The 20775-nt window shown below is 76.1% G+C and carries 16 protein-coding genes; 6 read left to right on the top strand and 10 right to left on the bottom strand.

Going from position 1 to position 20775, the window contains the following annotated elements; genetic code table 11:
- Positions 1 to 34 precede the first annotated feature (34 nt).
- From mbhE to mnhG, 6 genes are read left to right on the top strand one after another with little or no spacing between them, the layout of a single operon-like run.
- Positions 35 to 2836: a hydrogen gas-evolving membrane-bound hydrogenase subunit E gene (gene mbhE / locus O2W15_RS13365; RefSeq protein ID WP_269179766.1), complete on the top strand. Its 2802-nt coding sequence runs from the start codon at positions 35 to 37 to the stop codon at positions 2834 to 2836.
- A complete protein-coding gene (locus O2W15_RS13360) occupies positions 2833 to 3207 on the top strand; it encodes a sodium:proton antiporter (protein WP_269164609.1) in 375 nt (124 codons plus the stop codon). The genes mbhE and O2W15_RS13360 overlap by 4 nt, the downstream gene beginning before the upstream one ends.
- On the top strand, positions 3204 to 4754 hold the full coding sequence (locus tag O2W15_RS13355; RefSeq protein ID WP_269179765.1) for a monovalent cation/H+ antiporter subunit D family protein: 1551 nt from the start codon (positions 3204 to 3206) through the stop codon (positions 4752 to 4754). Before O2W15_RS13360 ends, O2W15_RS13355 begins: the two co-directional genes overlap by 4 nt.
- The gene (locus O2W15_RS13350) at positions 4751 to 5173 is read left to right on the top strand and encodes a Na+/H+ antiporter subunit E (protein ID WP_269164607.1); all 423 of its coding nucleotides are present in this window, start codon (positions 4751 to 4753) and stop codon (positions 5171 to 5173) included. The genes O2W15_RS13355 and O2W15_RS13350 overlap by 4 nt, the downstream gene beginning before the upstream one ends.
- 3 nt (positions 5174 to 5176) lie before the next feature.
- Complete coding sequence (locus O2W15_RS13345; RefSeq protein WP_269164606.1) at positions 5177 to 5434, top strand: monovalent cation/H+ antiporter complex subunit F; 258 nt, start codon at positions 5177 to 5179, stop codon at positions 5432 to 5434.
- Positions 5431 to 5781 carry a monovalent cation/H(+) antiporter subunit G gene (gene mnhG / locus O2W15_RS13340; protein WP_269179764.1) on the top strand — a complete coding sequence of 117 codons (351 nt, stop codon included), beginning with the start codon at positions 5431 to 5433 and terminating at the stop codon, positions 5779 to 5781. Before O2W15_RS13345 ends, mnhG begins: the two co-directional genes overlap by 4 nt.
- Positions 5782 to 5802: 21 nt before the next feature.
- Here the strand turns inward: mnhG and O2W15_RS13335 are convergent, their stop codons facing one another.
- The 10 genes from O2W15_RS13335 to O2W15_RS13290 all read right to left on the bottom strand — a co-directional run bounded on the left by O2W15_RS13335 (position 5803) and on the right by O2W15_RS13290 (position 20750).
- Complete coding sequence (locus tag O2W15_RS13335; protein ID WP_269179763.1) at positions 5803 to 9108, bottom strand: ATP-dependent helicase; 3306 nt, start codon at positions 9106 to 9108, stop codon at positions 5803 to 5805.
- A 104-nt stretch (positions 9109 to 9212) separates the two neighbouring features.
- A complete protein-coding gene (locus O2W15_RS13330; protein ID WP_269179762.1) occupies positions 9213 to 12443 on the bottom strand; it encodes an ATP-dependent helicase in 3231 nt (1076 codons plus the stop codon).
- Positions 12444 to 12519: 76 nt separating this feature from the next.
- Complete coding sequence (locus O2W15_RS13325; protein ID WP_269179761.1) at positions 12520 to 12837, bottom strand: MGMT family protein; 318 nt, start codon at positions 12835 to 12837, stop codon at positions 12520 to 12522.
- Positions 12838 to 12847: 10 nt separating this feature from the next.
- Complete coding sequence (locus O2W15_RS13320; protein WP_269179760.1) at positions 12848 to 13561, bottom strand: hypothetical protein; 714 nt, start codon at positions 13559 to 13561, stop codon at positions 12848 to 12850.
- A gap of 420 nt (positions 13562 to 13981) precedes the next feature.
- Positions 13982 to 14569: a TIGR03086 family metal-binding protein gene (locus O2W15_RS13315; protein ID WP_269179759.1), complete on the bottom strand. Its 588-nt coding sequence runs from the start codon at positions 14567 to 14569 to the stop codon at positions 13982 to 13984.
- A 118-nt stretch (positions 14570 to 14687) separates the two neighbouring features.
- Positions 14688 to 15848, bottom strand: coding sequence for an adenylyltransferase/sulfurtransferase MoeZ (gene moeZ, locus O2W15_RS13310; RefSeq protein WP_164702321.1), 1161 nt, complete (start codon positions 15846 to 15848; stop codon positions 14688 to 14690).
- 109 nt (positions 15849 to 15957) lie between these two features.
- Positions 15958 to 17601, bottom strand: a complete 1644-nt coding sequence (locus O2W15_RS13305) for a hypothetical protein (protein ID WP_269179758.1) — start codon at positions 17599 to 17601, stop codon at positions 15958 to 15960.
- The gene (locus tag O2W15_RS13300) at positions 17598 to 18545 is read right to left on the bottom strand and encodes an ABC transporter ATP-binding protein (protein ID WP_269179757.1); all 948 of its coding nucleotides are present in this window, start codon (positions 18543 to 18545) and stop codon (positions 17598 to 17600) included. Before O2W15_RS13300 ends, O2W15_RS13305 begins: the two co-directional genes overlap by 4 nt.
- A gap of 168 nt (positions 18546 to 18713) precedes the next feature.
- Positions 18714 to 19634 (bottom strand): DUF3152 domain-containing protein, encoded by a 921-nt coding sequence (locus O2W15_RS13295; RefSeq protein ID WP_269179756.1) that lies wholly within the window; start codon positions 19632 to 19634, stop codon positions 18714 to 18716.
- A 75-nt stretch (positions 19635 to 19709) separates the two neighbouring features.
- The gene (locus O2W15_RS13290; protein WP_269179755.1) at positions 19710 to 20750 is read right to left on the bottom strand and encodes an alpha/beta fold hydrolase; all 1041 of its coding nucleotides are present in this window, start codon (positions 20748 to 20750) and stop codon (positions 19710 to 19712) included.
- Between the last annotated feature and the right edge of the window lie 25 nt (positions 20751 to 20775).

The raw sequence follows: 20775 nt of genomic DNA, 5'->3' as shown, positions 1-20775 counted from the left end.
GGCGGCGGCCACCTGCCCGGGTGACGACTGACCGGTGCTCCTCGCCCTCGCCCTGCTGGGCATGCTCGCGCTCGCCGTGGCCGCGCCGCTGCTGGCCCGGCGCCTCGGCCGGCGGACCGGGTACCCGCTGGCGGCCGGCTACCTGGCGGTCGCGGCGCTGCTCGCCTCGGCCGCCCCGCGGGTGTGGGCCGGTGAGACCGAGACCGCGTCGTGGGAGTGGCTGCCGTCGCTGGGCGTCTCGCTCTCGCTGCGGCTGGACGGGGTCGCCGGCGTCTTCTGCCTCATCGTGCTGGGCGTCGGCGCCCTGGTCATGGCGTACTGCCCCGGCTACCTCGGCGACGAGGAGCCGCACGGGACCGTCTACCTGCTGCTGACCCTCTTCGCGACCAGCATGCTCGGTCTCGTCCTGGCCGCCGACGTGGTGCTGCTGTACGTCTTCTGGGAGCTGACCACGGTCTGCTCCTTCTTCCTGATCTCCACCGCGGGGGCCGCCGCTGCCCGCCCGGCCCGGCAGGCCCTGCTGGTCACCGCGGCCGGCGGGTTGGCGCTGCTCGCCGCGGTGGTGCTGCTCACGGTCGCCGCCGGGACGACGGACCTGGCGACGATCCTCGCCGAGCCCGACCGGGTGCTGGAGTCCGGGCTGGCCTGGCCGATCGGGGGGCTCCTCGTCCTGGCGGCGGGCACGAAGTCCGCGCAGCTGCCCTTCCACTTCTGGCTGCCCGGCGCGATGGTGGCCATGACGCCGGTGAGCGCCTACCTGCACTCGGCGACGATGGTCAAGGCCGGCATCTACCTGCTGCTGCGCTTCTCGCCGCTGTTCGCCGACGAAGCCGCGTGGTCCACGGCGCTGATCGGCGTCGGCCTGCTGACGGCGGTGACCGGGGCGTTCCTGGCCCTGCGCGAGAACGACCTGAAGGGGATCCTCGCCTACTCGACGGTGAGCCAGCTCGGCCTGCTGGTCGCGGTCATCGGCGTCGGGACTCCGGAGGCACTGGCGGCCGCCGTCCTGCACACCTTCGCCCACGCGCTGTTCAAGGCGACCCTGTTCATGCTCGCCGGGATCGTCGACGAGGAGACCGGGACCCGCGACATCCGGGAGCTCTCCGGCATGTGGCGGGCCATGCCGGTCACCGCGGCGACGACGGTGCTGGCCGCCCTCTCGCTGGCCGGGGTGATCCCGATGCTCGGCTTCGTGAGCAAGGAGTACCTGTTCATGGGGCTGCTCGAGGCCGAGGGCGCCCCGTGGGCCGGCCCGGTGGCCCTGGGCCTCGGCGTCACGGCCTCGGTGCTGACGTTCGCCTACGCCGCCCGGATCGTGCACGGCGGCTTCGGTGGCTCCGAACAGCACGCCGACGTCTCCGAGCCCCCGGCCGCCTTCCTGCTGCCCGGGGCTGTCGCCGCGGGGCTCGGCCTGGTGCTCGGTCCCGCGGTCAGCGTACTGAGCCCGATGATCGTCTCGGCCGCCCGCGACGTCGCCCCGGCCGGGGACCCCCCGGAGGTGTACTTCTGGCACGGGCTCAGCCCGGAGCTGGCCATGTCCGCGCTGACGATCGTGCTCGGCCTGGTCCTGTTCGCCTTCCGCGCCCCGGTCGACCGGTCCCTGCAGCGCCTCCGCCTCCCCGACGCCGGGCGGCTGTTCGACCGGGCGCACGACGGGGTGATCGCGCTCGGGCACGTGGTGGGCGGTCCGGAACGCACCTCCTCCCCTGCCGCCCACCTCAGCCGCCCGTTGGTGGCGTTGGTCGCGCTGGGGGTCGTGGGGACCGTGCTCGTGGGCGGACTGCCCGGCCGCGCCGACACCGACCGCCCCCTCGACTGGGTGGTCGCTGCGCTGCTGACCGTGGTGGTGCTCGCCGCGGTGCTGACCGGCTCGACCATGGCGGCGGTGGGCCTGGTCGGCGTCACCGGCCTGCTCGTGGCGACGTGGTTCCTGCTCGCCGGTGCGCCCGACGTCGCGCTCACCCTGATGCTCGTGGAGGTGATGACGGCAGTGGTGGCGGTCCTGGTGCTGCGGGACGTGCCGGGCCGGCTCGTGCGCACCCCGCGGCGCGAGGCCGTCCCGGCCGCGGCGCTCGCGCTGGGCGCCGGCGTGGCCGCGGCGCTGGCCACCCTGGCGTTCACCGGTCGCCGGGAGCTCTCCGCGGTCGGGGAGCACTTCCTGACCTCCACGGAGGAACAGACCGGCGGCACCAACGTCGTCAACACGATCCTGGTCGACTACCGGGGCCTGGACACCCTCGGCGAGGCCGTGGTGCTGGGCACGACCGCGCTGGGCACGGCCCTGGTCCTCGGCCGCTCCGAGCGGAGCCGCACCCCCGCGCCGGGGACCCCGGCCGGCCACCGGCGGGACGCCGTGCTCGAGGTCAGCAGCCGGGTGCTGGTGCCGGGCATGTTCGCGCTCTCGGCCTTCCTGCTCTGGCGGGGGCACGACGAGCCCGGCGGTGGCTTCATCGCCGCCCTGGTCGCCGGGGCCGCGATCGCACTGAGCCAGCTGACCTCCGGGCCGGACACGCTGCTGGGCCGGCTGATCCGGCCGGACCGGCTCGCCGGCGCCGGCCTGGTGCTCACCGTGGCCATCGGGGCACTGCCCACCGTGCAGGGCGAGGCGTTCCTGACCCCGGTCGAGCTCCCGCTGCTGCACGCCCTCGGGATCGGCTCCACGTTCCTGTTCGACCTCGGCGTCTACCTGCTGGTGCTGGGCCTCCTCGCGGCCGCCGTCACGCGGCTCGAGCACCCGGACCTCACCGATGACGACGACGGGCCGGGCCCGCCGGGCACCAGCTCCTCGGCCGCCCGTCCCCTGGTCACCGACCGGGTCCCGGAGCGGGCGCCGTGACCGCCGCGCTCGTGGTGGGCCTCCTGGTGGCCTCCGGGGTCTTCCTGCTGCTGCGCCGGGGGCTGCTCCGCGTCGTCCTGGGCTTCGTGCTGCTCGGGCACGCGGTGAACGTCCTGCTGGTCTCCGCCGGTGGCATGCAGCGACGCGGCGTCCCGCTGCTCGGAGAGGCCGAGGCCGACGGAGCCGCCGACCCGCTGCCCCAGGCCTTCGTGCTGACCGCGGTGGTCATCACCTTCGGGATCACCGTGTACATGCTCGCCCTGGCCCGGGCGGGCGACCCGGGTGCGACGACCGGGGAGCCGTTCCCCGGGGAGGACGCGGACCGGGACGGCGAGGCCTCCGACCAGCGCACCGAGGGTGGGCCGTCGTGACCGGCGGGCTCCTCGTCCTGCCCGTGGCCGGGCCGCTGCTCTTGGCCGGACTGCTGGCGCTCGTGCACCACCGGTGGCCGCACACCACCCGGCTCGACCGGGTGGTCGGGCCGGCGGCCGCCGGCGGGGTGCTGGTCTTCGCGGGGTTCCTGCTGGCCGCGACGTCGGACGGTGCGGTGCCCGTGCTCCAGCTGGGCGGCTGGCAGCCGGGCATCGCGATCGTCCTCGCCGCGGACACCTTCAGCGCGGTGATGCTGGCGGTCACCTCACTGCTGGTGCTGGTCTCGCTGCCCTTCGCCGCGGCCCTCGGTGAGGACGAGGACCCGGCCTTCGTCCCGCTCGTGCTGGTCCTGCTGGCCGGGGTCTCCGGCGCCGTGCTCACCGCGGACCTGTTCAACCTGTTCGTCTTCATCGAGGTCATGCTCGTGCCGAGCTACCTGCTGTTCGCGGCGGGCGGCGGGGCCGAGCGGCTGGCCGCCGCCCGGCTCTACGTGAGCATCAGCCTGATGGCCTCCACCGTCCTGCTCGCCGGGGTCGGTCTCGTCTACGGCGTCGCGGGCACGGTGAACCTGGGTGAGCTGGCCGGGGCCGCCGAGTCGTCGCCGGCCGTCGGGTTCGCCGCGGCGGTCGTGCTGCTCGCGCTGGGCGTGAAGTCGGCGGTCGTCCCGCTGCACGGCTGGCTGCCGCAGACCTACTCACGGACCGGCCCCGCGGTCGCCGCGCTCTTCTCGGGGTTGCTCACCAAGGTCGGCGTCTACGCGGTCATCCGGCTGTACTCGGTCGTCTACGGGGGCGCACCGCGGTATCTCTGGGTGATCATGGCCGTCGCCCTGCTGACCATGGTGGTCGGCGTGCTGGGCGCGGTCGGCGAGCACGCGATGCGGCCGGTCCTCACCTTCCACATGGTGAGCCAGATCGGCTACGTCTTCGTCGGGCTGGCCCTGTCCACGGCCGCCGGGCTGAGCGCCACGGTGTTCTTCCTGGTCCAGTACGTGCTGGTCAAGACGGCCCTGCTGATGTGCGCCGGGGTGGTGGAGCACCGCTACGGCACCGGCGACCTCGACCGGCTCGGCGGCCTGGCCCGGCGGGAACCGCTGCTGGCCGGCGTCTTCGCGGTCTCCGCGCTCACGCTGGCGGGCATCCCACCGCTGTCCGGGTTCGTCGCCAAGCTCGGGTTGGCCTCGGCGGCCGCCACGGCGGGGCAGCACCTGGCCGTGGCCCTCGTCGTCGGGGTGAGCCTGCTGACCCTGCTGTCGATGGTGAAGCTGTGGAACGGCGTCTTCTGGGAACCGCCCGCCGAGCAGCCCGGCGCGGACGGGGACGCCGAGCCCGGCGAGGCCTCGGCCGCCGCGGACGGCGGTGCCTCGCCCGTGGCCAGCGCCCTCGGGAACCGGGTGCGGCCGCTGGTGCTCGCCCCGCCGCTGTTCCTGGCTGCGGCCGCCGTCGTGCTCGGGCTCTGGGCCGAGCCGCTGCTCTCGCTCAGCACCGTGGCCGGTGCCGAGCTGGCCGACCCCGCTGCCTACGTGGCGGCGGTGACCGGGCGATGAGCGCCGACCCCGGGGCCGGTCCGGCCTCGCTGCTGCAGCGCGGTGCCCTGCGTGCCTGGCGGGTCACCGCCTTCGCCGGGCAGTTCCTCCTCCGGTTCCTGCGCGCGAACCTCGCGGTCGCCCGGGAGGTCCTGACCCCCGGGCTCCAGGTGGCGCCGGCCGTGGTGGTCATCCCGGTGCGCAGCCGGACACCGTTCGAGGTGGCGTCGTTCATGAGCCTGATCGCGCTGACCCCCGGCACGCTGCCGATCGAACTGGACCGGGAACGGCGGCTGCTGACCGTGCACGGGATGCACGCCGGGGACCCGGACGCGTTCCGCGCCGAACTGAGCGACCTGGAGGACCAGATGCTGACTGCCTGGCGGCCGGTGACCGAGCAGCCCGAGGACCGGGCCCCCGACGACGACCGCCGGAGCTGAGCGGTGTTCGTGCTGGACGGAGCGCTCGTCGTGCTGGCCCTGTGCCTGCTGGTCGCCACCTGGCGGCTGTGGACCGGACCCACCGACGCCGACCGGGCCCTGGCCGTCGACTACGGCTTCGTGGTCGTCGTCGCCGGCATCGCCGTGCTGGCCGTGCGGCTGCGCACACCGGCGCTGCTGGACCTGGTCCTCGTCGCGACGCTGGTCGGCTTCCTCTCCACGGTGGCCTTCGCGCGGCTGGTCGCGGAGCGGTCCCGATGACCCTGCAGAGCGTGCTGGGCCAGGGCCTGGCGATCGTCGGCGTCCTGCTGATCGGTGCGGCGGGGGTCGGCCTGGTGCGGCTGCCGGACGTCTACAACCGGGCCAACGCAGCCACCAAGGCAGCGAGCCTCGGGCTGGTGTGCGTGCTGTTCGGCGTGGTCGTGCTCGCGCCGGGGGTGTCGGCGGTGGTGACCCTGCTGGTCGCCATCGCGCTGCAGCTGTTCACCGTGCCCATCGCGGGCTACAAGATCGCCCAGGCCGCGCACCTGTCCGGCGCACCGCTGGCACCGTCGACCGTCCGCGACGAGCGGGATCCCGGCCCGGAGGGCGAGGCCGACCGCAGGTGAGGCACCGAGCCGCACGGCCCCTCAGCCGGCCGGGCGCCCGGTGACCAGAGCGAGCAGGCCGTCCTCGTCGAGCAGGTCGACCGGGCGCAGCGTGACCCCGGCGGCGACGTGGTGGAACCCGGCGCTGACCCGCTCCACCGGCACGCCGGTCAGCCGGGACCAGCCGAGCCGGTAGGCGGCCAGCTGGACGCCGGCGGCAGCGAGCTCGGCGGCCCCCGGCACGGGGCCGGTCTTCCAGTCGATGACCTCGAAGCCCCCGTCGGGGGTGGCGTAGACGGCGTCGATCCGGCCGCGCAGGGTGAGTGGCCCCAGCGGTGTCTCGAACGGCGCCTCGACGTCCACCGGCTGGCGGTCGGCCCACTCCCCGGCCAGGAAGGCCTCCTGCAGCGCGGTGAGCGCGGCATCGGGGGCCGCGCCGGCGTCACCGCTGCCGGGCAGCTCGTCCAGGTCGATCAGCCGGGCAGCACCGAAGCGCTCCTCCAGCCAGGCGTGGAAGGCGGTGCCCCGCCGGGCCAGCGGTGCCGGCGCGGCCGGCATCGGCCGGCGCAGCCGGCGGGCCAGCTCACCGGGGTCGCGGCGCAGCGCGACCAGCGCGGAGACCGACAGGTGGGCGGGCAGCGGGACGTCGACGGTGCCGCGGAAGTGCTCGGCCCGCTCGCGCAGCAGCAGGTCGGCGTCCCGCAGCCACTCGGCGACCAGCGGGTCGTCGGTCGCGCCGAGCGCCTCGGTGGTCAGCGGGTGCGGCTCGGTGCCGGCGACCAGGTCGGCAGCGGCGGTGAGCGAGCGGCGGCGGCCGGTCGACAACGGGTCGGTCGGCCACACGCCCACCGGCCACTCGGCCAGGGCGGGGTTCTCCGCGTCGTCCGCCGGGGGCTCGGCCCACGCGTCGACGACACCGGAGCCGTCCTCGCAGGCGCCCTTGACCGCCAGCAGCAGGGACGACGGCCCGCAGACGGTCTTGCCGTCGCGCCACCAGCTGCCCGAGCACAGCAGCAGGTGCTTGGCCCGGGTCACCGCCACGTAGCCGAGCCGGATCTCCTCGGCCAGCCCGAAGTCCTTCCACTCCTCGACGTAGTCGGCCAGGGCGTCGCGGACCACGGCCTGGTCACCGGAACCGGGGACCGGCAGGTGCAGCCGCGGCAGCTCGGCGCGGTCGGTGGCCCGCAGGTCGACCGGGACCGCGCCGGGATCGCGGATCCAGGAGTCCGAGGCGTCGCCCTTGGCGGGGAACTGCCCCACGGTCATCCCGGGCACCGCGACGACGTCCCACTCCAGGCCCTTCGCCGAGTGCCCGGTGAGCAGCTGGACCGCCTCCGGGTTGACGGCCACCTCGCCGGGCTCCAGGCCCCGCTCCCGCACCTCGGCGTCGGCGAGGTAGCCGAGGAAGGCCGGCAGCGAGGGCAGCTCGGCGAGTTCGGAGAACTCGGCGGCGACCTCGTGCAGTGCGTCCAGGTGCGTGCGGGCGCCGCCGGGGGTCACGTCCGGGTGGCTGGCCAGCTCGGTCTCCAGGCCGAGGCTGCGGACCACCTCGTCGACCAGGTCGGGCAGCGACTCACCCAGCCGGGAGCGCAGCCCGGACAGCTCGTTGGCCAGCCGCCGGAGCCGCCGGTGCCCCTCGGGCGAGTACGCGTCGGGGCGGCCGAGGTCGTCGAGCGCCTCGACGATGCTCCCGCGCTCCCGCGGCAGGACCGGGCTCGCCGGGGCGCCGGCCGCCGGCGGGGTGCCGTCCTCGACCGGCTCGGGAGACGGCGTGCGGCGCTCCCGCACCAGCGCCCGGGACCGCGCCTCCAGCGCCGCCAGGTCGCGCGGCCCGATCCGCCAGCGGGCGCCGGTGAGCAGCCGGCCCAGCGCGTCGCCGGCGCTCGGGTCGACCAGCACCCGCAGGGTGGCCACCACGTCGGAGACCTCGGGCACGTCCAGCAGCCCGCCCAGCCCGACCACCTCGACCGGCAGGCCGCGGGCCCGCAGCGCGGCGGCGATGCCGGGCAGCTGGGCGCGGCGCCGGGCGAGCACGGCGATCGTCGGCCGCGCAGCGGGAGCCCCCGGTGCGGCGTCCTCGGAGCCCTTCCAGCACCGCTCGAGCCGGTCGGCGAGCGCCTCGGTCTCCTCGGCGACCGTGTCGTACAGCCCGCAGTGCACCGCACCCGGACCGGCGACCGGGGAGGGCTGGAGGTCCGGCAGCGGCTGCTCGGGCTCGGGCAGTGCGGCGGCCACCGTGTTGGCCACGGCCAGCACCGCCTGGTCGTTGCGCCAACTGGTGGACAGGGTGAGTCGCTCGGCCGGGCGCTCGGGGGTGCCGGGGAAGGTGCGGGCGAACCGCTCGATCGTCCCGGCCGAGGCGCCGCGCCAGCCGTAGATGGACTGCCGCGGGTCACCGACGGCCAGCACCGGGTGCCCGCCCGGGCCGCCGAAGAGCGACTCGAGCATCCGCAGCTGGCCGACGCTGGTGTCCTGGTACTCGTCGAGCAGCACGACCCGCCACCGGGCACGCTCCCGCCGGCCCACCTCGGCGGAGCTGACGGCGACCCGGGCGGCCAGGGACACCTGGTCGGCGTAGTCGATCGCCCCGGCCGCCCGCTTGCGCGCCTGGAACGCCTCGACCATCGGCAGCAGGGCGACCCGGGCCCGCTGCCGGGCCACCAGCTTGAGCACCTCGGCGTACGGGCCCTTCTTCCGCCCGGCGTCCGCGTAGCCGCGCAGCTGGGACTCGAACCGCGCCGTCCAGGCCCGCAGGGCGTCGGGGGTGATGTCGTGCTCCCCCAGCTCGGCGGCGAGCTGCAGCACGTCCTCGGTGGTGGTGACCAGGCCCAGGGCGACGTCGCTCATGTCGCCGGTGTGCGCGGCCACGGCGGTCGCGGCCTGGCCCCAGCACATGGCCGGCCCGAGCACACCGGACCCGGGCTCGACGCCGATCCGAAGCCCGTGCTCGGCGACGATGCTGGCCGCGTAGCCGTGGTAGGTCGCCACCGTCGGTGCCGCCACGGCGAGCCGTTCCCGGAGCGCCGGGTCGGTGTCCGGGTGCTGGGCGAGCGCGGCCAGCCGCTTGCGCACCCGGGCGTTGAGCTCGCTGGCCGCCTTGCGGGTGAACGTCAGGCCGAGCACCGCCTCCGGCGCGACGAGCTGGTTGGCGACCAGCCAGGCGACCCGGGCGGCCATCGTCTCGGTCTTCCCCGACCCGGCGCCGGCGACCACCACCAGCGGCCGGTCGACGGGAGCGGCGACCACGCCGGCCTGCTCCGCCGACGGCGAGTGGCCGACCCCGCTGCGAGCGGCGGTCTCGGCCGGGGTCAGCAGCCGCGGCGGCTCCGGCGCGACGACCGGCACCATGCCGGGGAGGTCGAAGCTGAGCTGTTGAAGGACCCCGTCCTCCCCTCCGCTCGCGAGCTCGCGAGGGAACCCGGGACGGGGCCGGGAAGAACCGGCAGAAGGCGTCATCGGGTCACCTGCCGGCCGGACTCCTGCATCGGGCAGCTGCGGCGGAAGGCACACCGCTCGCAGTCGGTGTCGGTGCGTGCCACGAACTCCCCCGCTCCCATGCCCGCGCCGACCTCGGCGATCAGCTCGCCCGCCCAGCTCTGCCGCGGGTCGACGTCGACGGGCAGCGGCGGCTGCACGTGCTCCTTGGCCGCCTTCTGCGCGCCGCCCACCTGCAGCAGCGCCGCGCCGCCGGTGGCGGTGCCGTGCTCGGCGAAGGCGCCCTCGGTGACGGCGAGCTGGTAGGCCGCCAGCTGCCCGTGCTCCGCCACGTCCCGGGGCGCGGTCTTGCCGGTCTTCAGGTCCACGACGACCAGCCGGCCCTCGGCGTCGCGTTCCAGCCGGTCGACCTGCCCGCGCAGCCGGGCCCGGCCGACCGTGACGTCGAAGTCCTCCTCCGCGGCGATCAGCTCCCGGTCGGCGCGGGTGTGCCAGGCCAGGAACTTGGTCAGCATCTCCTGGGCCCGGTCGCGCTGGCGCTGGTCGAACCAGCCCGGCCCCAGGTCCAGGCCGTCGAGCTCGGTGTCCAGCACGGCGGGGGCGTCGGCGGGCGGCAGTCCCTCGGCCACCTGCTGGGCCACGTCGTGCACCGCGGACCCGACCGTGCGGGTGGCCTCCGGGGCCGCCTCCGCGCCGACCGCGCCGAGCACCCAGCGCAGCGGGCACCGCTGGAAGGTGTCGATCGCCGAGGGCCGCACCGGCACCACCTCGGCCGGGTCGACCAGCGGCGCGTCGTCCGACAGCGGGGCCAGCCCCCACCAGCCGGCCGGGTCGGCCCCGGGCACCCGCTCCTCGGCCAGCCGGCGCAGCACGGCGGCGGCGCTGCTCCGGCGGGCCGGCGGCGTGTGCGGGTCGGTGAGGTGCCGGCGCAGCTCGGCGACGAGTGCGGGCAGGGTCAGCTGCCGGGGCAGCGGGGTGTGCGGGCGCGCGCCGTCCCCCTCGGCCGGGGCCGGCACCACCAGGTCCAGGAAGCGCGAGGCGGTCGCCCCGGCGTCACCGCCGTCCAGCGCACCGTCGACGGCGGTCACCATCAGCCGGCGCCGCGCTCGGGTGCAGGCCACGTAGAACAGCCGCCGCTCCTCGGCCATCGCCTGGGTGCGCCGGTCCAGGGTGGCCGGGTCGGTGCCACCGGCGGCGTCGACCAGGTCCTCGGCGCCGAGCAGGCTGACCCGGCTGCGCAGGTCGGGCCAGATCCCCTCCTGCACCCCGGCGACGCAGACCAGGTCCCACTCCAGGCCCTTGGCCGCATGGGCGGTGAGCAGCCGCACCGTCTCCCCCATCGGTGCCCGCGCGGCGCCGCTGTCCCCGGGCAACTGCTGCGCACCCAGGTGCTGCACGAACGCGGCCACGGGAGCGTGCGGGAGCCGGTCGACGAAGCCGGCGGCGGCGTCGAACAGCGAGACGACGGCGTCCAGGTCACGGTCGGCCACCGCACCCGAGGGGCCCCCGGCCGCGCTGGCCCGCGCCCACCGGTTGGCCAGCCCGCTGGCCTGCCACATCGCCCACAGGACGTCCTCGGCGCTCCCGTCGGCCGCCAGGGAGAGCCGGCCGGCCGACAGCACCCGGGCCACCCGCAGCGCCGGCCGGGCCAGGTGCTCGGGCAGGGCGTCGAGCAGGGTGGCGTCGGCCAGCACCGCCGCCAACGGCGCCCCCCGGACCGTCGGGTCCTCACCCCGGGTGGCCAGCTCGCGGCGGACGGCCCGGCGCAACCGCCGCAGGTCCAGCACCGTCGCCCCACCCAGCGGGGAGGCGAGCAGGGCCTCGGCGCCGGGCTCGTCCAGCCCGGTCTCCGCCGGCGGCTCGGCATCCGCAGCCGTGTCGGCAGCGGCCGGCAGCAGTGCGGTGAGCGCGGCCAGCAGCGGCTGGACGGCGGGCTGACCGGCGAGCGCGACGTCGTCGGCCGAGACGGCGACCGGCACCCCGGCCTGGCTCAGCGCCCGGCGGACCGAGCCGAGGCCGGCGGCGGCCGACCGGACCACCACCGCCATCTGCGACCACGGCACGCCGTCCAACAGGTGTGCGCGGCGCATGGTGTCGGCGAGGAAGGCGGCCTCGGTGGACGGGGAGTCGAAGACGTGCACCTCGGCCGCGCCGGGGGCGGTGTGCTCCCCCGCCTGCAGCCGGCGGTGCTCCCACGGCCCGGGCAGCCCCTCGGCGACCCGCCGGCTGACGGCGAGCAGCTCGGTGCCCGAACGGCGGCAGACGCCCAGGGAGAGCCGGTCGGCCGGCCGGCCGTCGCGGTGCCGGAAGCGGCTCGGGAAGTCGATGATCCCGCGCGGCTCGGCGCCCCGGAACGCGTAGATCGCCTGGTCGGGGTCGCCGACGACGACCAGGTCACCCCCGCCCCCGGCGAGCAGCTCGACCAGCTCGACCTGCGCCGGGTCGGTGTCCTGGTACTCGTCGACGAACAGCCAGCCCGCCCGCTCCCGCTCGGTGCGCAGCAGCTCCGGGTCGTCGTGCAGCTCGTCGATGGCGGTGCGGACCAGCTCGGCCGGGTCGTAGCCGGACGCCCCGCCGCGGGCGACCGTGGCGAACCAGGAGACGTCCTGGTACTGCCGGAGGAAGTCCGCGGCCGCCTCCCAGTGCGGCAGCCCGCGCTCCCGACCCCAGGCGGACAGCCGCCGGCTGTCGATCCCGCGTTCGGTGGCCCGCAGCAGCAGCTCGCGCAGCTCGTCGCGGAAGCCGTCGGTGCCCAGCGCGGCGGCCAGGTCGGCGGGCCAGCGGACGGCGCCCTCCTCGTCGGCGTCCCCGCGCAGCAGCTCGGCCAGCACGGCGTCCTGCTCGGCGGAGGTCAGCAACCGCGGCGGGGGCTCACCGCGCAGCACCGCGGCCCGGCGCAGCACCCCGAAGGCGTAGGAGTGGAAGGTGCGGGCCACCGGCTCCCGGATGGTGCGCCCGACCCGGGCGGTGATCCGGGTGCGCAGCTCGGCGGCGGCCTTGCGGCTGAAGGTGAGGACCAGCAGCCGCTCGGGGTCGGCGCCGGCGTCGATCCGCGCGGCGACGGCCTCGACGATCGTGGTCGTCTTCCCGGTGCCGGGGCCGGCCAGGACCAGCAGCGGACCGCCCCGGTGGTCGACCACCGCCTGCTGGGTCGGGTCGAGCTTCGGGCGGACCACCGGCTCCGGCTCCGACTGCACCAGCCGGTACACCGGTCCGGAGACGCCCGCCGACGACTCGGCCGTGACCACCGCTGGACTGCCCGCCTCCCCCCGCACACCCCGATGAGACCACGGGGGTACGACAGTCCGGCTCAGGCAGTCCGGCTCAGCCGTCGTCCGGCCAGCCCACGGCGGCCAGGTCGACCCGGGCACCGCGCAGCGGCACGCCCTCCCCGGCCAGCAGCTCCAGCTGCCGCACCCGGACCGGTTCGGCCGCCGTCCCGTCGGCGCGCACCACCCGGTGCCAGGGCACGGCCGCGCCACCGGCGGACAGCGCCCGGGCGACCCGGCGCGGTCCCACCCCGACCAGGCGCCCGATCGCGCCGTAGGTGCTCACCCGCCCCGGCGGAATCGCCTCGACCACGTCGTAGACGGCCTCGTCGACGTCCTCCGCCGAGCGCGGCTCGGGTCCGGGAGCTCGCACGGTGCCGGCCTCAGCCGGTGAAGTCGCTGTTGACCGTCCACCACTCGTACAGGTCGGCGACCTCGTCCTGCGTCGTCCCGGGGGCGTGGACCGCTCCCTCGACCAGGTACTCGTCGTCGGTCCAGACGATCACCGCGTCGCCGTCGGGCAGCAGGGCGCAGGCCACCAGGCCACCGGTGACGCCGTCGGGGTAGGTCCACTCGCCGTAGCCGGTGGTGGTCGAGCAGTCGTCGTCCCCGGACCACTCGCTGAGCCCGAGCTCGACGGCGTCGGCGGCGAAGACCGAGTCCAGCGTGGGCACGTCCGGGTACTGGTGGTAGACCGCACCGGCCGGGCCCGGCTGGGTGAGCGCGGGCCCGCACTCCGCCGCCGCGAGGTCCCCGTCGCCGCGGAGTCCGCGCTCCTGGCAGTCGGTGAAGTCGCTGGGCAGTTGCGCCAGCAGGCCCTCCGGCGCCGGCGCCGGAGGGGCGGACGGCGACGCGGACGACGCGGACGACGGCGCGGACGAGGAGGCCGACGACGACGAGGTGGTCCCGGCGGCCGTCGGCTCGGGGCCCTCGTCGTCCCCGATCAGGGTGAGCGTGAGGACGACCGCGACGACCACGAGCAGCAGCAGCGCCGCGATGATCACGAGGACGGTGGTCCGCTTCTTGCGGTCGTCGTCACCACCGGAGGCACTCGACCCGCCCGGGGCGCCCCACCCGGGGCCGCCGAACCCGCCCACCTGGGTGGGCTGGTCACCGTAGCCGGGCGGGCGGGGCGCACCCCATCCCCCGGGACCGGGAGGTGGGCCGTACCCGCCGGGCGGCTGCCCCGGCCCGGGCTGGCCCCAGCTGCCGGGCGGCCCCGGCTGCTGACCCCAGCCACCACCGGGCGGCCCCGGCTGCTGACCCCAGCCACCACCGGGCTGTCCTGGCGCCGGCTGCCCCCAGCCGCCTGGCTGCCCCGGCTGCTGACCCCAGCCAGCGCCCTGCGGCGGCCGGCCACCCGACGGCGACGACCCGTCCGAGCCGTACGGGGGCGGGCCCTGGGGTGGCTGGCTCATCGTGGGACCTCCGGCTCGGCTGTGTCGGGACGGCAGCCTAGGCCGCGGGTGTCCCGTCCGGCCCGGGTGTCCGCACCGACGGCGAGTCCGGCAGGGCGGTCAGGCCCGGCGGCCGAACCGGGCCAGCAGGCGCGTCTGCAGGTCCGCGCCCGGCGGCACCTCGACCGGGGCGTCGAACACCCCGGGCACCCCGTCCTCGCCGAGGTGCTCCTCGGCGTAGCGGAACGCCTCGGCCACGAGTTCGGGGTCCAGTTCGGTGTCCCCGTCGACCGCCCGGGCGAGGTCCCAGGCGTGCACGGTGAGGTCGACGGTCATCTCGATCAGGTAGTCGCTCGCCGGGGCCGGACCGGAGGACAGCCGCACGGTGCGGGACAGCGCGTCGTCGGCGGCCCAGGCGGTCAGCGCGGCGTCGGCCGCGGACTCCCAGGCCGACAGCGGGTCCTCGCCCAGCAGCTCGGCCGGGTCGGTCGGGACCCGGGGACCGACGACGTCCGGCGACTCCCCGGCCAGCAGCAGCGGGGCCCACAGCTGCTCGCCGGTCAGGTGGGCCACCAGGTCCACGACGCTCCACTCCGGCAGCGCGGGGGCGTCCCACTCGCCGGGCTCGACGGCGTCCACCCGGTCGGTGAACTGCGCCTGGGCGCGCTGGTACCGCATCAAGAGGTCGGCACGGCGGGGATCGGGCATGCCCTCAGTAGAACGCAGCCGGGCCCCGGCACGCGCAGTGGCGTACCGGGGCCCGGCTCGGCCTCGTCTCAGGGTCCCGTGGCGCGCGGAGCGCGTCGCGGGGGGAGACGAGGTCCTTTCAGTAGGTGGGGAGCGCCTTGTCGATGCGCGTGGCCCACGCGGTCACGCCGCCCTGGACGTGCACGGCGTCCTTGAAGCCGGCGTTCTTGACCGCGGCGAGCGCCTCGGCCGAACGGACACCGGTCTTGCAGTGCAGCACGATCGGCTTGTCCTGCGGCAGCTGCGCCAGCGCCCGGCCGGACAGGATCTCGTCCTTGGGGATCAGCTTCGCGCCCGGGATGGAGACGATCTCGTACTCGTTGGGCTCCCGGACGTCGATCAGCTCGAAGTCCTTGCCGGCGTCCATCATGTCCTTGAGCTCGTCGACGGTGATCGTCGAACCCGCGGCGGCCTCCTGGGCCTCCTCGGACACGACGCCGCAGAACGCCTCGTAGTCGATGAGGCCGGTGATCGGCTCGCCCTCCGGGTCCTTGCGGACCTTGATCTCCCGGAAGGTCATCTCCAGGGCGTCGTAGACCATCAGCCGGCCGAGCAGCGTCTCGCCGATGCCGGTGATGAGCTTGACCGCCTCGGTGGCCTGGATGGCGCCGACGGTCGCGCAGAGCACGCCCAGGACACCGCCCTCGGCGCAGGAGGGGACCATCCCCGGCGGCGGCGGCACCGGGTAGAGGTCGCGGTAGTTGGGCCCGTGCTCGTTCCAGAAGACCGAGACCTGGCCGTCGAACCGGTAGATCGAGCCCCAGACGTACGGCTTGTCCAGCAGCACGCAGGCGTCGTTCACCAGGTAGCGGGTGGCGAAGTTGTCGGTGCCGTCGACGATCAGGTCGTACTGGCTGAAGATCTCCTCGACGTTGGAGGAGTCCAGCCGGGTCTCGTGCAGCCGCACGTCGACCAGCGGGTTGATCTCCTTGATCGAGTCGCGGGCGCTCTCGGCCTTGGACCGGCCGACGTCGGACTGACCGTGGATGATCTGGCGCTGCAGGTTCGACTCGTCGACGGTGTCGAACTCGACGATGCCGAGCGTGCCGACACCGGCCGCGGCCAGGTACATGAGCACCGGCGAGCCGAGGCCACCGGCACCGACGGCCAGCACCTTGGCGTTCTTGAGCCGCTTCTGCCCGTCCATCCCGACGTCGGGGATGATCAGGTGGCGGCTGTAGCGGCGGACCTCGTCGATCGACAGGTCGGCGGCGGGCTCCACCAGGGGTGGCAACTGCACGGAGCGCTCCTCACGGCTGTGGTCACAGGGCTGACCGGCTCCAGAGGCCGGTGTCCTGCACTGCCCAACAGCGTGGCACGCCGCCCTCTTCCCGCATCCGCCCCCGGGGTCATCCCCGCAGGTCGCGGCGCCGGTAGCCGGCCAGCCCCCCGGCGGTCAGCGCCGCGGCGACGGCCAGCAGCCCGACCAGCCCCGGCACGTCCACCGGTTCGGCGGGCACGGCCGCCAGGTGGGCGAACGGCGACACTCCGCGGACCCAGCCCGGCCAGCTCAGGGTGTCGGCGAGCACCAGCAGCAGGTAGCCGCCGGCGGCCGGCAGCACCCCCAGCGGCAGGACGGCGCCCGGCGCCCACGCCAGCGCCGCGACCGCCGCACCCAGGCACACCGCCACCACCGGCAGCACGGTGGACACCCCCGCCAGTGCGGCACCCGCGGACAGGTCGGCGCCCACCCAGGTGGCGCCCAGCCAGGTCGCCAGCCCGGCCGCACCGGTGAGCGCCACGGCACCGACGGCCACCCCGGTCAGCTCGGTGGCCAGCCAGCGGATCCGGCGCACCGGCAGCGAGTAGAGCAGCGTCAACCGGCCGGCGACCTCGTCGGCCGCGGTGGCGGCGACCCGGCTGGCGACGAACGCGCCGACCGGCACGGCCAGCAGGGAGAACAGCGAGGCCACGTAGCCGCGGACGCTGCCCAGCTCGGCGAAGCCGGCCTGGGCGGCCAGCTCGGCGAAGCGCGGGTTCTCGGTCAGGAAGTCGGTCATCGTCGTGGCCAGCAGCCCGATGAGCAGGAAGTAGGCCACCACCGCCGCACCCCAGCCCAGCACCGGCCGACCGGTGTGCCGGGCCGCCAGCCCGGGGAGGGACCGCAGCGGCCGGGCGCCGGGCCGGACGGCGCCGGGCCGGCGCCACGGTCCGCTGCCGACGTCCCGCCGTGCGGAGACCGTCGCTGCCGCCGCGACGAGGACGGCGACCGCAGCGGCCAGCACGAGCAGCGGCAGCACCCGGTCGGCGGCGAACGGGGCGCTGCGGCCCAGCAGCCCGAACGGGCTCAGCCAGTGCAGCCAGCCCAGCGCGGGCACCCCGTCGGCGACCATCCGCGCCAGCAGACCGGCCAGCAGCACCCCCACCGCCAGACCGGCCGCAGCCCGGCGCTCGGCCAGCAGCTGGGCGGCGAGCGCGCCCAGCGCCGCGCCCACCATCCCGGTGCCACCGATGAGCGCGCCGAACAGCACGGCGCCGGTCGTGGCGGTGCCGGCCAGCACCAGGCCGGCGGCCGCCGAGACGCCGACGAGCGCGCTCGCGCCCAGCAGCACGGCGAGGTGCCGCAGCAGCACCGCCGGCAGCCGCGACGGGCCGGCGAGGAGGAGGTCCCAGCGGCCGGTCTCCTCCTCGCCCCGGGTCACCCGGGTCGCCGCGAGCGCCGCCCAGACGCCGACGAGCACCGCGATCGCCGTGCCGGTGCGCCACACCGTGAAGCCGCCCGGGTCGTCGAGGGCGACCGGCGGGCCGAACAGGGTGCGGATGGCCGGGTTCTCCGCCAGCGCCGCCAGCGACGCCCCGGCCAGCTCCTGGTCCAGCTGCCGGTGCTGCACCGCGACCAGCGCGGGCATCCCGGCGGCGACCGCGGTGACCAGGACGGCGCCGCGACGGACCGACCGCACGGCCAGTGCGGTCACCGCCCGGCCGGCCGGACCGGGCTCCGGCGTCCACCCGGCCGCGGCCGCCGTCGGGGCGGGCGCGGTGCCGGTGGTCATGCCCGCACCTCCTCGCCGGCGGACCGGCGGTCGCCGGCGGTGTCCCCGTAGAAGTCGAGGAAGAGCTCCTCCAGGGAGGGCTCCCGCACGTCGAGGGCGACGACGTCCAGGTCGGCCAGCGCACGCAGCACCGGGGCGGGCGGGCCGGCCAGCGTCATCGTCAGCTCGAGCGGTGAGCTCCACCGCAGGTCGGCGACGCCGTCGACCCCGGCCAGGCCGGCTCCCGCGGCAGCCGGACGAGCCAGGGTGACGCTGATCTCCTTGCGGCGCAGCCGCCGCAGCTCCGGCAACCCGGCGACCTCCACCAGCCGGCCCTGGCGCAGGATGCCCACCCGCGCGCAGACCGCCTCGACCTCGGCGAGCTGGTGCGAGCTGAGGAAGACCGTCTGGCCGCGCCCGGCCGCCTCGGTCACGCAGCGGCGGAACTCCCGCTCCATCAGCGGGTCCAGCCCGCTGGTCGGCTCGTCCAGGACCAGCAGCGGGGCGCGGGTGGCGAAGGCGGCGATCAGCGCGACCTTCTGCCGGTTGCCGGTGGAGTAGGTGCGGGCCCGCCGGTCCGGGTCGAGCGCGAACCGCTCCAGGAGCTCGGCCCGGTAGTCCAGGTCGGTGCCCGGACCGACGCCGGCGAGCAGGTCCAGGCACTCCCGCCCGGTCAGCGCCGGCCAGAGCGCGACGTCCGCGGGGACGTAGGCCAGGTGCCGGTGGGCTCGGCCGACGTCGTGTGCCGGGACGCCGAACACCTCGACGTGGCCACCGGAGGGGCGCAGCAGCCCCAGCGCCATCCGGATCGTCGTGGACTTGCCGGCCCCGTTCGGGCCCAGGAAGCCGAAGACCTCCCCGGGTGGCACCGACAGCGACAGGTCGTCGACGGCGACGGTCCGGGAGAAGCGCTTGCTCAGGTGCTCGGCGCGCAGCGCGGGCACGGCAGTGGGAGAGGTGGGCATCGGGGCCCTCCGATCGCAGTCGGGAACACGACTGCCGACCAGGCTTCCCGGCGCACCGGCAGTGACCCTAGACCCGCGGGAGCCTCTCCGGAACGGCCCTGGGCGCGGGGTGATCCGCACGGCTGCGCACGGCTCGGCGCTGCCGACGGACGGCCCCTGGCCGCAGGGTCACGAGGGGAACGGCCAGGCGTTCTTCACGCAGCTCTGCAGGCCGAGGGTCTGCTGCTGCATCACCGGGGCCAGTTGCCCGGCGCCGGGGCACTGCTCGTGGCCGTTGCCGAGGGCGTGCCCGACCTCGTGGTTGACCACGTACTGCCGATAGGTGGGGACGTCCCCGCCGTAGTCGGGGACGGCGGTCTCCCAGCGGGCCAGGTTGATCACCGCCCGCTCGCCGTAGCGGCAGGACGTGTAGCCGCCGGTGCCGACGCCCGGGCAGTAGATCTCCATGCTGCCCGGGCTGACCAGGCTGACCCGGAACTCGTACGCGCCGGCCGCGGCCTCGGCAGCACCCACCCGCTGGAAGGACAGCCGGCCGCCGGCGCCCCAGGACCGGGGGTCGCCGAGGATGTCCTCGACCGCGGTGGCGAACGCGGCGCCGTCGACGCCGATGCCGTCCTCGACCTCCACGACGAAGCGCTCCAGCGGCCCGGTGCCGTACACCGTGGACGTGCCGTCGACCACGCTCACGCTCCCGGTGCCCTGCTCGACGTAGGTCGGCGCCGCGGGCACGGTCTCCGAAGGCGCCGTCGGGGTGCTGGACACCTCGGCCGGCACCCCCTCGCCCTGGGCCTCGGTGACCTGCGGGGCGATCGGCGTGGCCGGCGCGGACGCGTCGACGGCGGCCTCGGCCGTTGACGTCGGGGTGGGGCTCTCGCCACCACCCGGCCGGACGACGTCGATCAGGGCGATCACGGTCGCGATGGCCAGCAGCGGCACGGCATAGGCCCGCCAGCCGTACCGGCGGACGAACATGCGGAACCGGCCGCGCGGCAGCACGGCGGGACGTGCGGACGGGGCGGGGTCGCGGCGGGCGACCAGCGGCTCGCCTCCCGGGCGCCGTCCGGACGGGCGGGGTCCCGAGCTCGTCACGGCGGCCAGGCTCTCATGACGCCCCGACCTCCGGGAGGACGTCGGCCGGGCGCGGCGCCGTTCCCGGACCGCCGGTCACACCTGTCCGGCCGGGAGGTCGTCCCCGCCGACGGGGTCGGTCGCGAGGTCACCGGCGGCGTCCTCGGCCAGACCGAGCACCGCGCGGGCCGTGGGCTCCGGTGCCTCGAGCATCGCCAGGTGCCCGATGCCCGCCTGCACCTGCAACCGGGCGTCGGGGAGCACCTCGGCCAGCCGCGGTGCGAGCTCGGGGTCGACCAGCCTGTCCCGGTCACCCCACACCACCAGGGACGGCGCCCGCACCGACCGGGCCATCCGCCAGGCGTTCGCCCGTCCCACCCGCAGGTAGGAGCTCATCAGACCGCGCAGGCTGCGGGTGAGCGCCTGACCCGCCCAGGGCTGCTCGTCCCGCCGCCGGGTCTCCTCCACCGCCTCCGCGACCCGCTCCGGCGGCACCCGGCTCGGGTCGCCGAAGCACATCTGCAGCAGCCCGCGGACGCGCTGCTCGGGGCTCGCCCCGGCCAGCCGCCGTTCGGCGAGCGCGGGGACGCCGGGCAGCAGCACCAGCGCGATCGCCCGGTCGAACGCCGCCGGCACCCGGTAGACCGGCATGGCCGCGGAGATCAGGGTGAGGGTGGCGACCAGGTCCGGCCGGCGGGCGGCGACCCACACGCTGACCAGGCCGCCGAGCGAGTTGCCCACCAGGTGCACGGGACGACCCTGCCCGGGGCCGGGCCGGGCGATGATCCACTCCAGGACGTCGACGACGGCCTGGACGTGCCGGTGGATGGAGTAGCGGGGCGGCGGCGCCGACTGGCCGAACCCGGGCAGGTCCAGCGCCCAGCCGTCGAACCGGACGGCCAGCAAGGCCGCCAGGTCGGTCCAGTTGGTCGAGGCGCCACCCAGGCCGTGGACGTAGAGCGCCCGCTCGTGCGGCGCCTCCCCCTCGACCGGGTCGCTGCCGGGCAGCGGGCCGCACCAGGGCGTGTGCCGGACGAAGACCTCGCCGCCGGTGACCGGCACCATCGCACCGGGCCAGGGTGGGAGGAGGGCACCGGGCCGCGGCAGCGGCACCGAGGACAGCCGGGCGTCGGTCACCTACCCGACGGTAGAACACCGCGCC

This window comes from Modestobacter sp. VKM Ac-2979, assembly GCF_026967995.1.
GTDB lineage: Bacteria > Actinomycetota > Actinomycetes > Mycobacteriales > Geodermatophilaceae > Modestobacter.
This window is presented reverse-complemented; position numbering and strand designations above follow the sequence as displayed.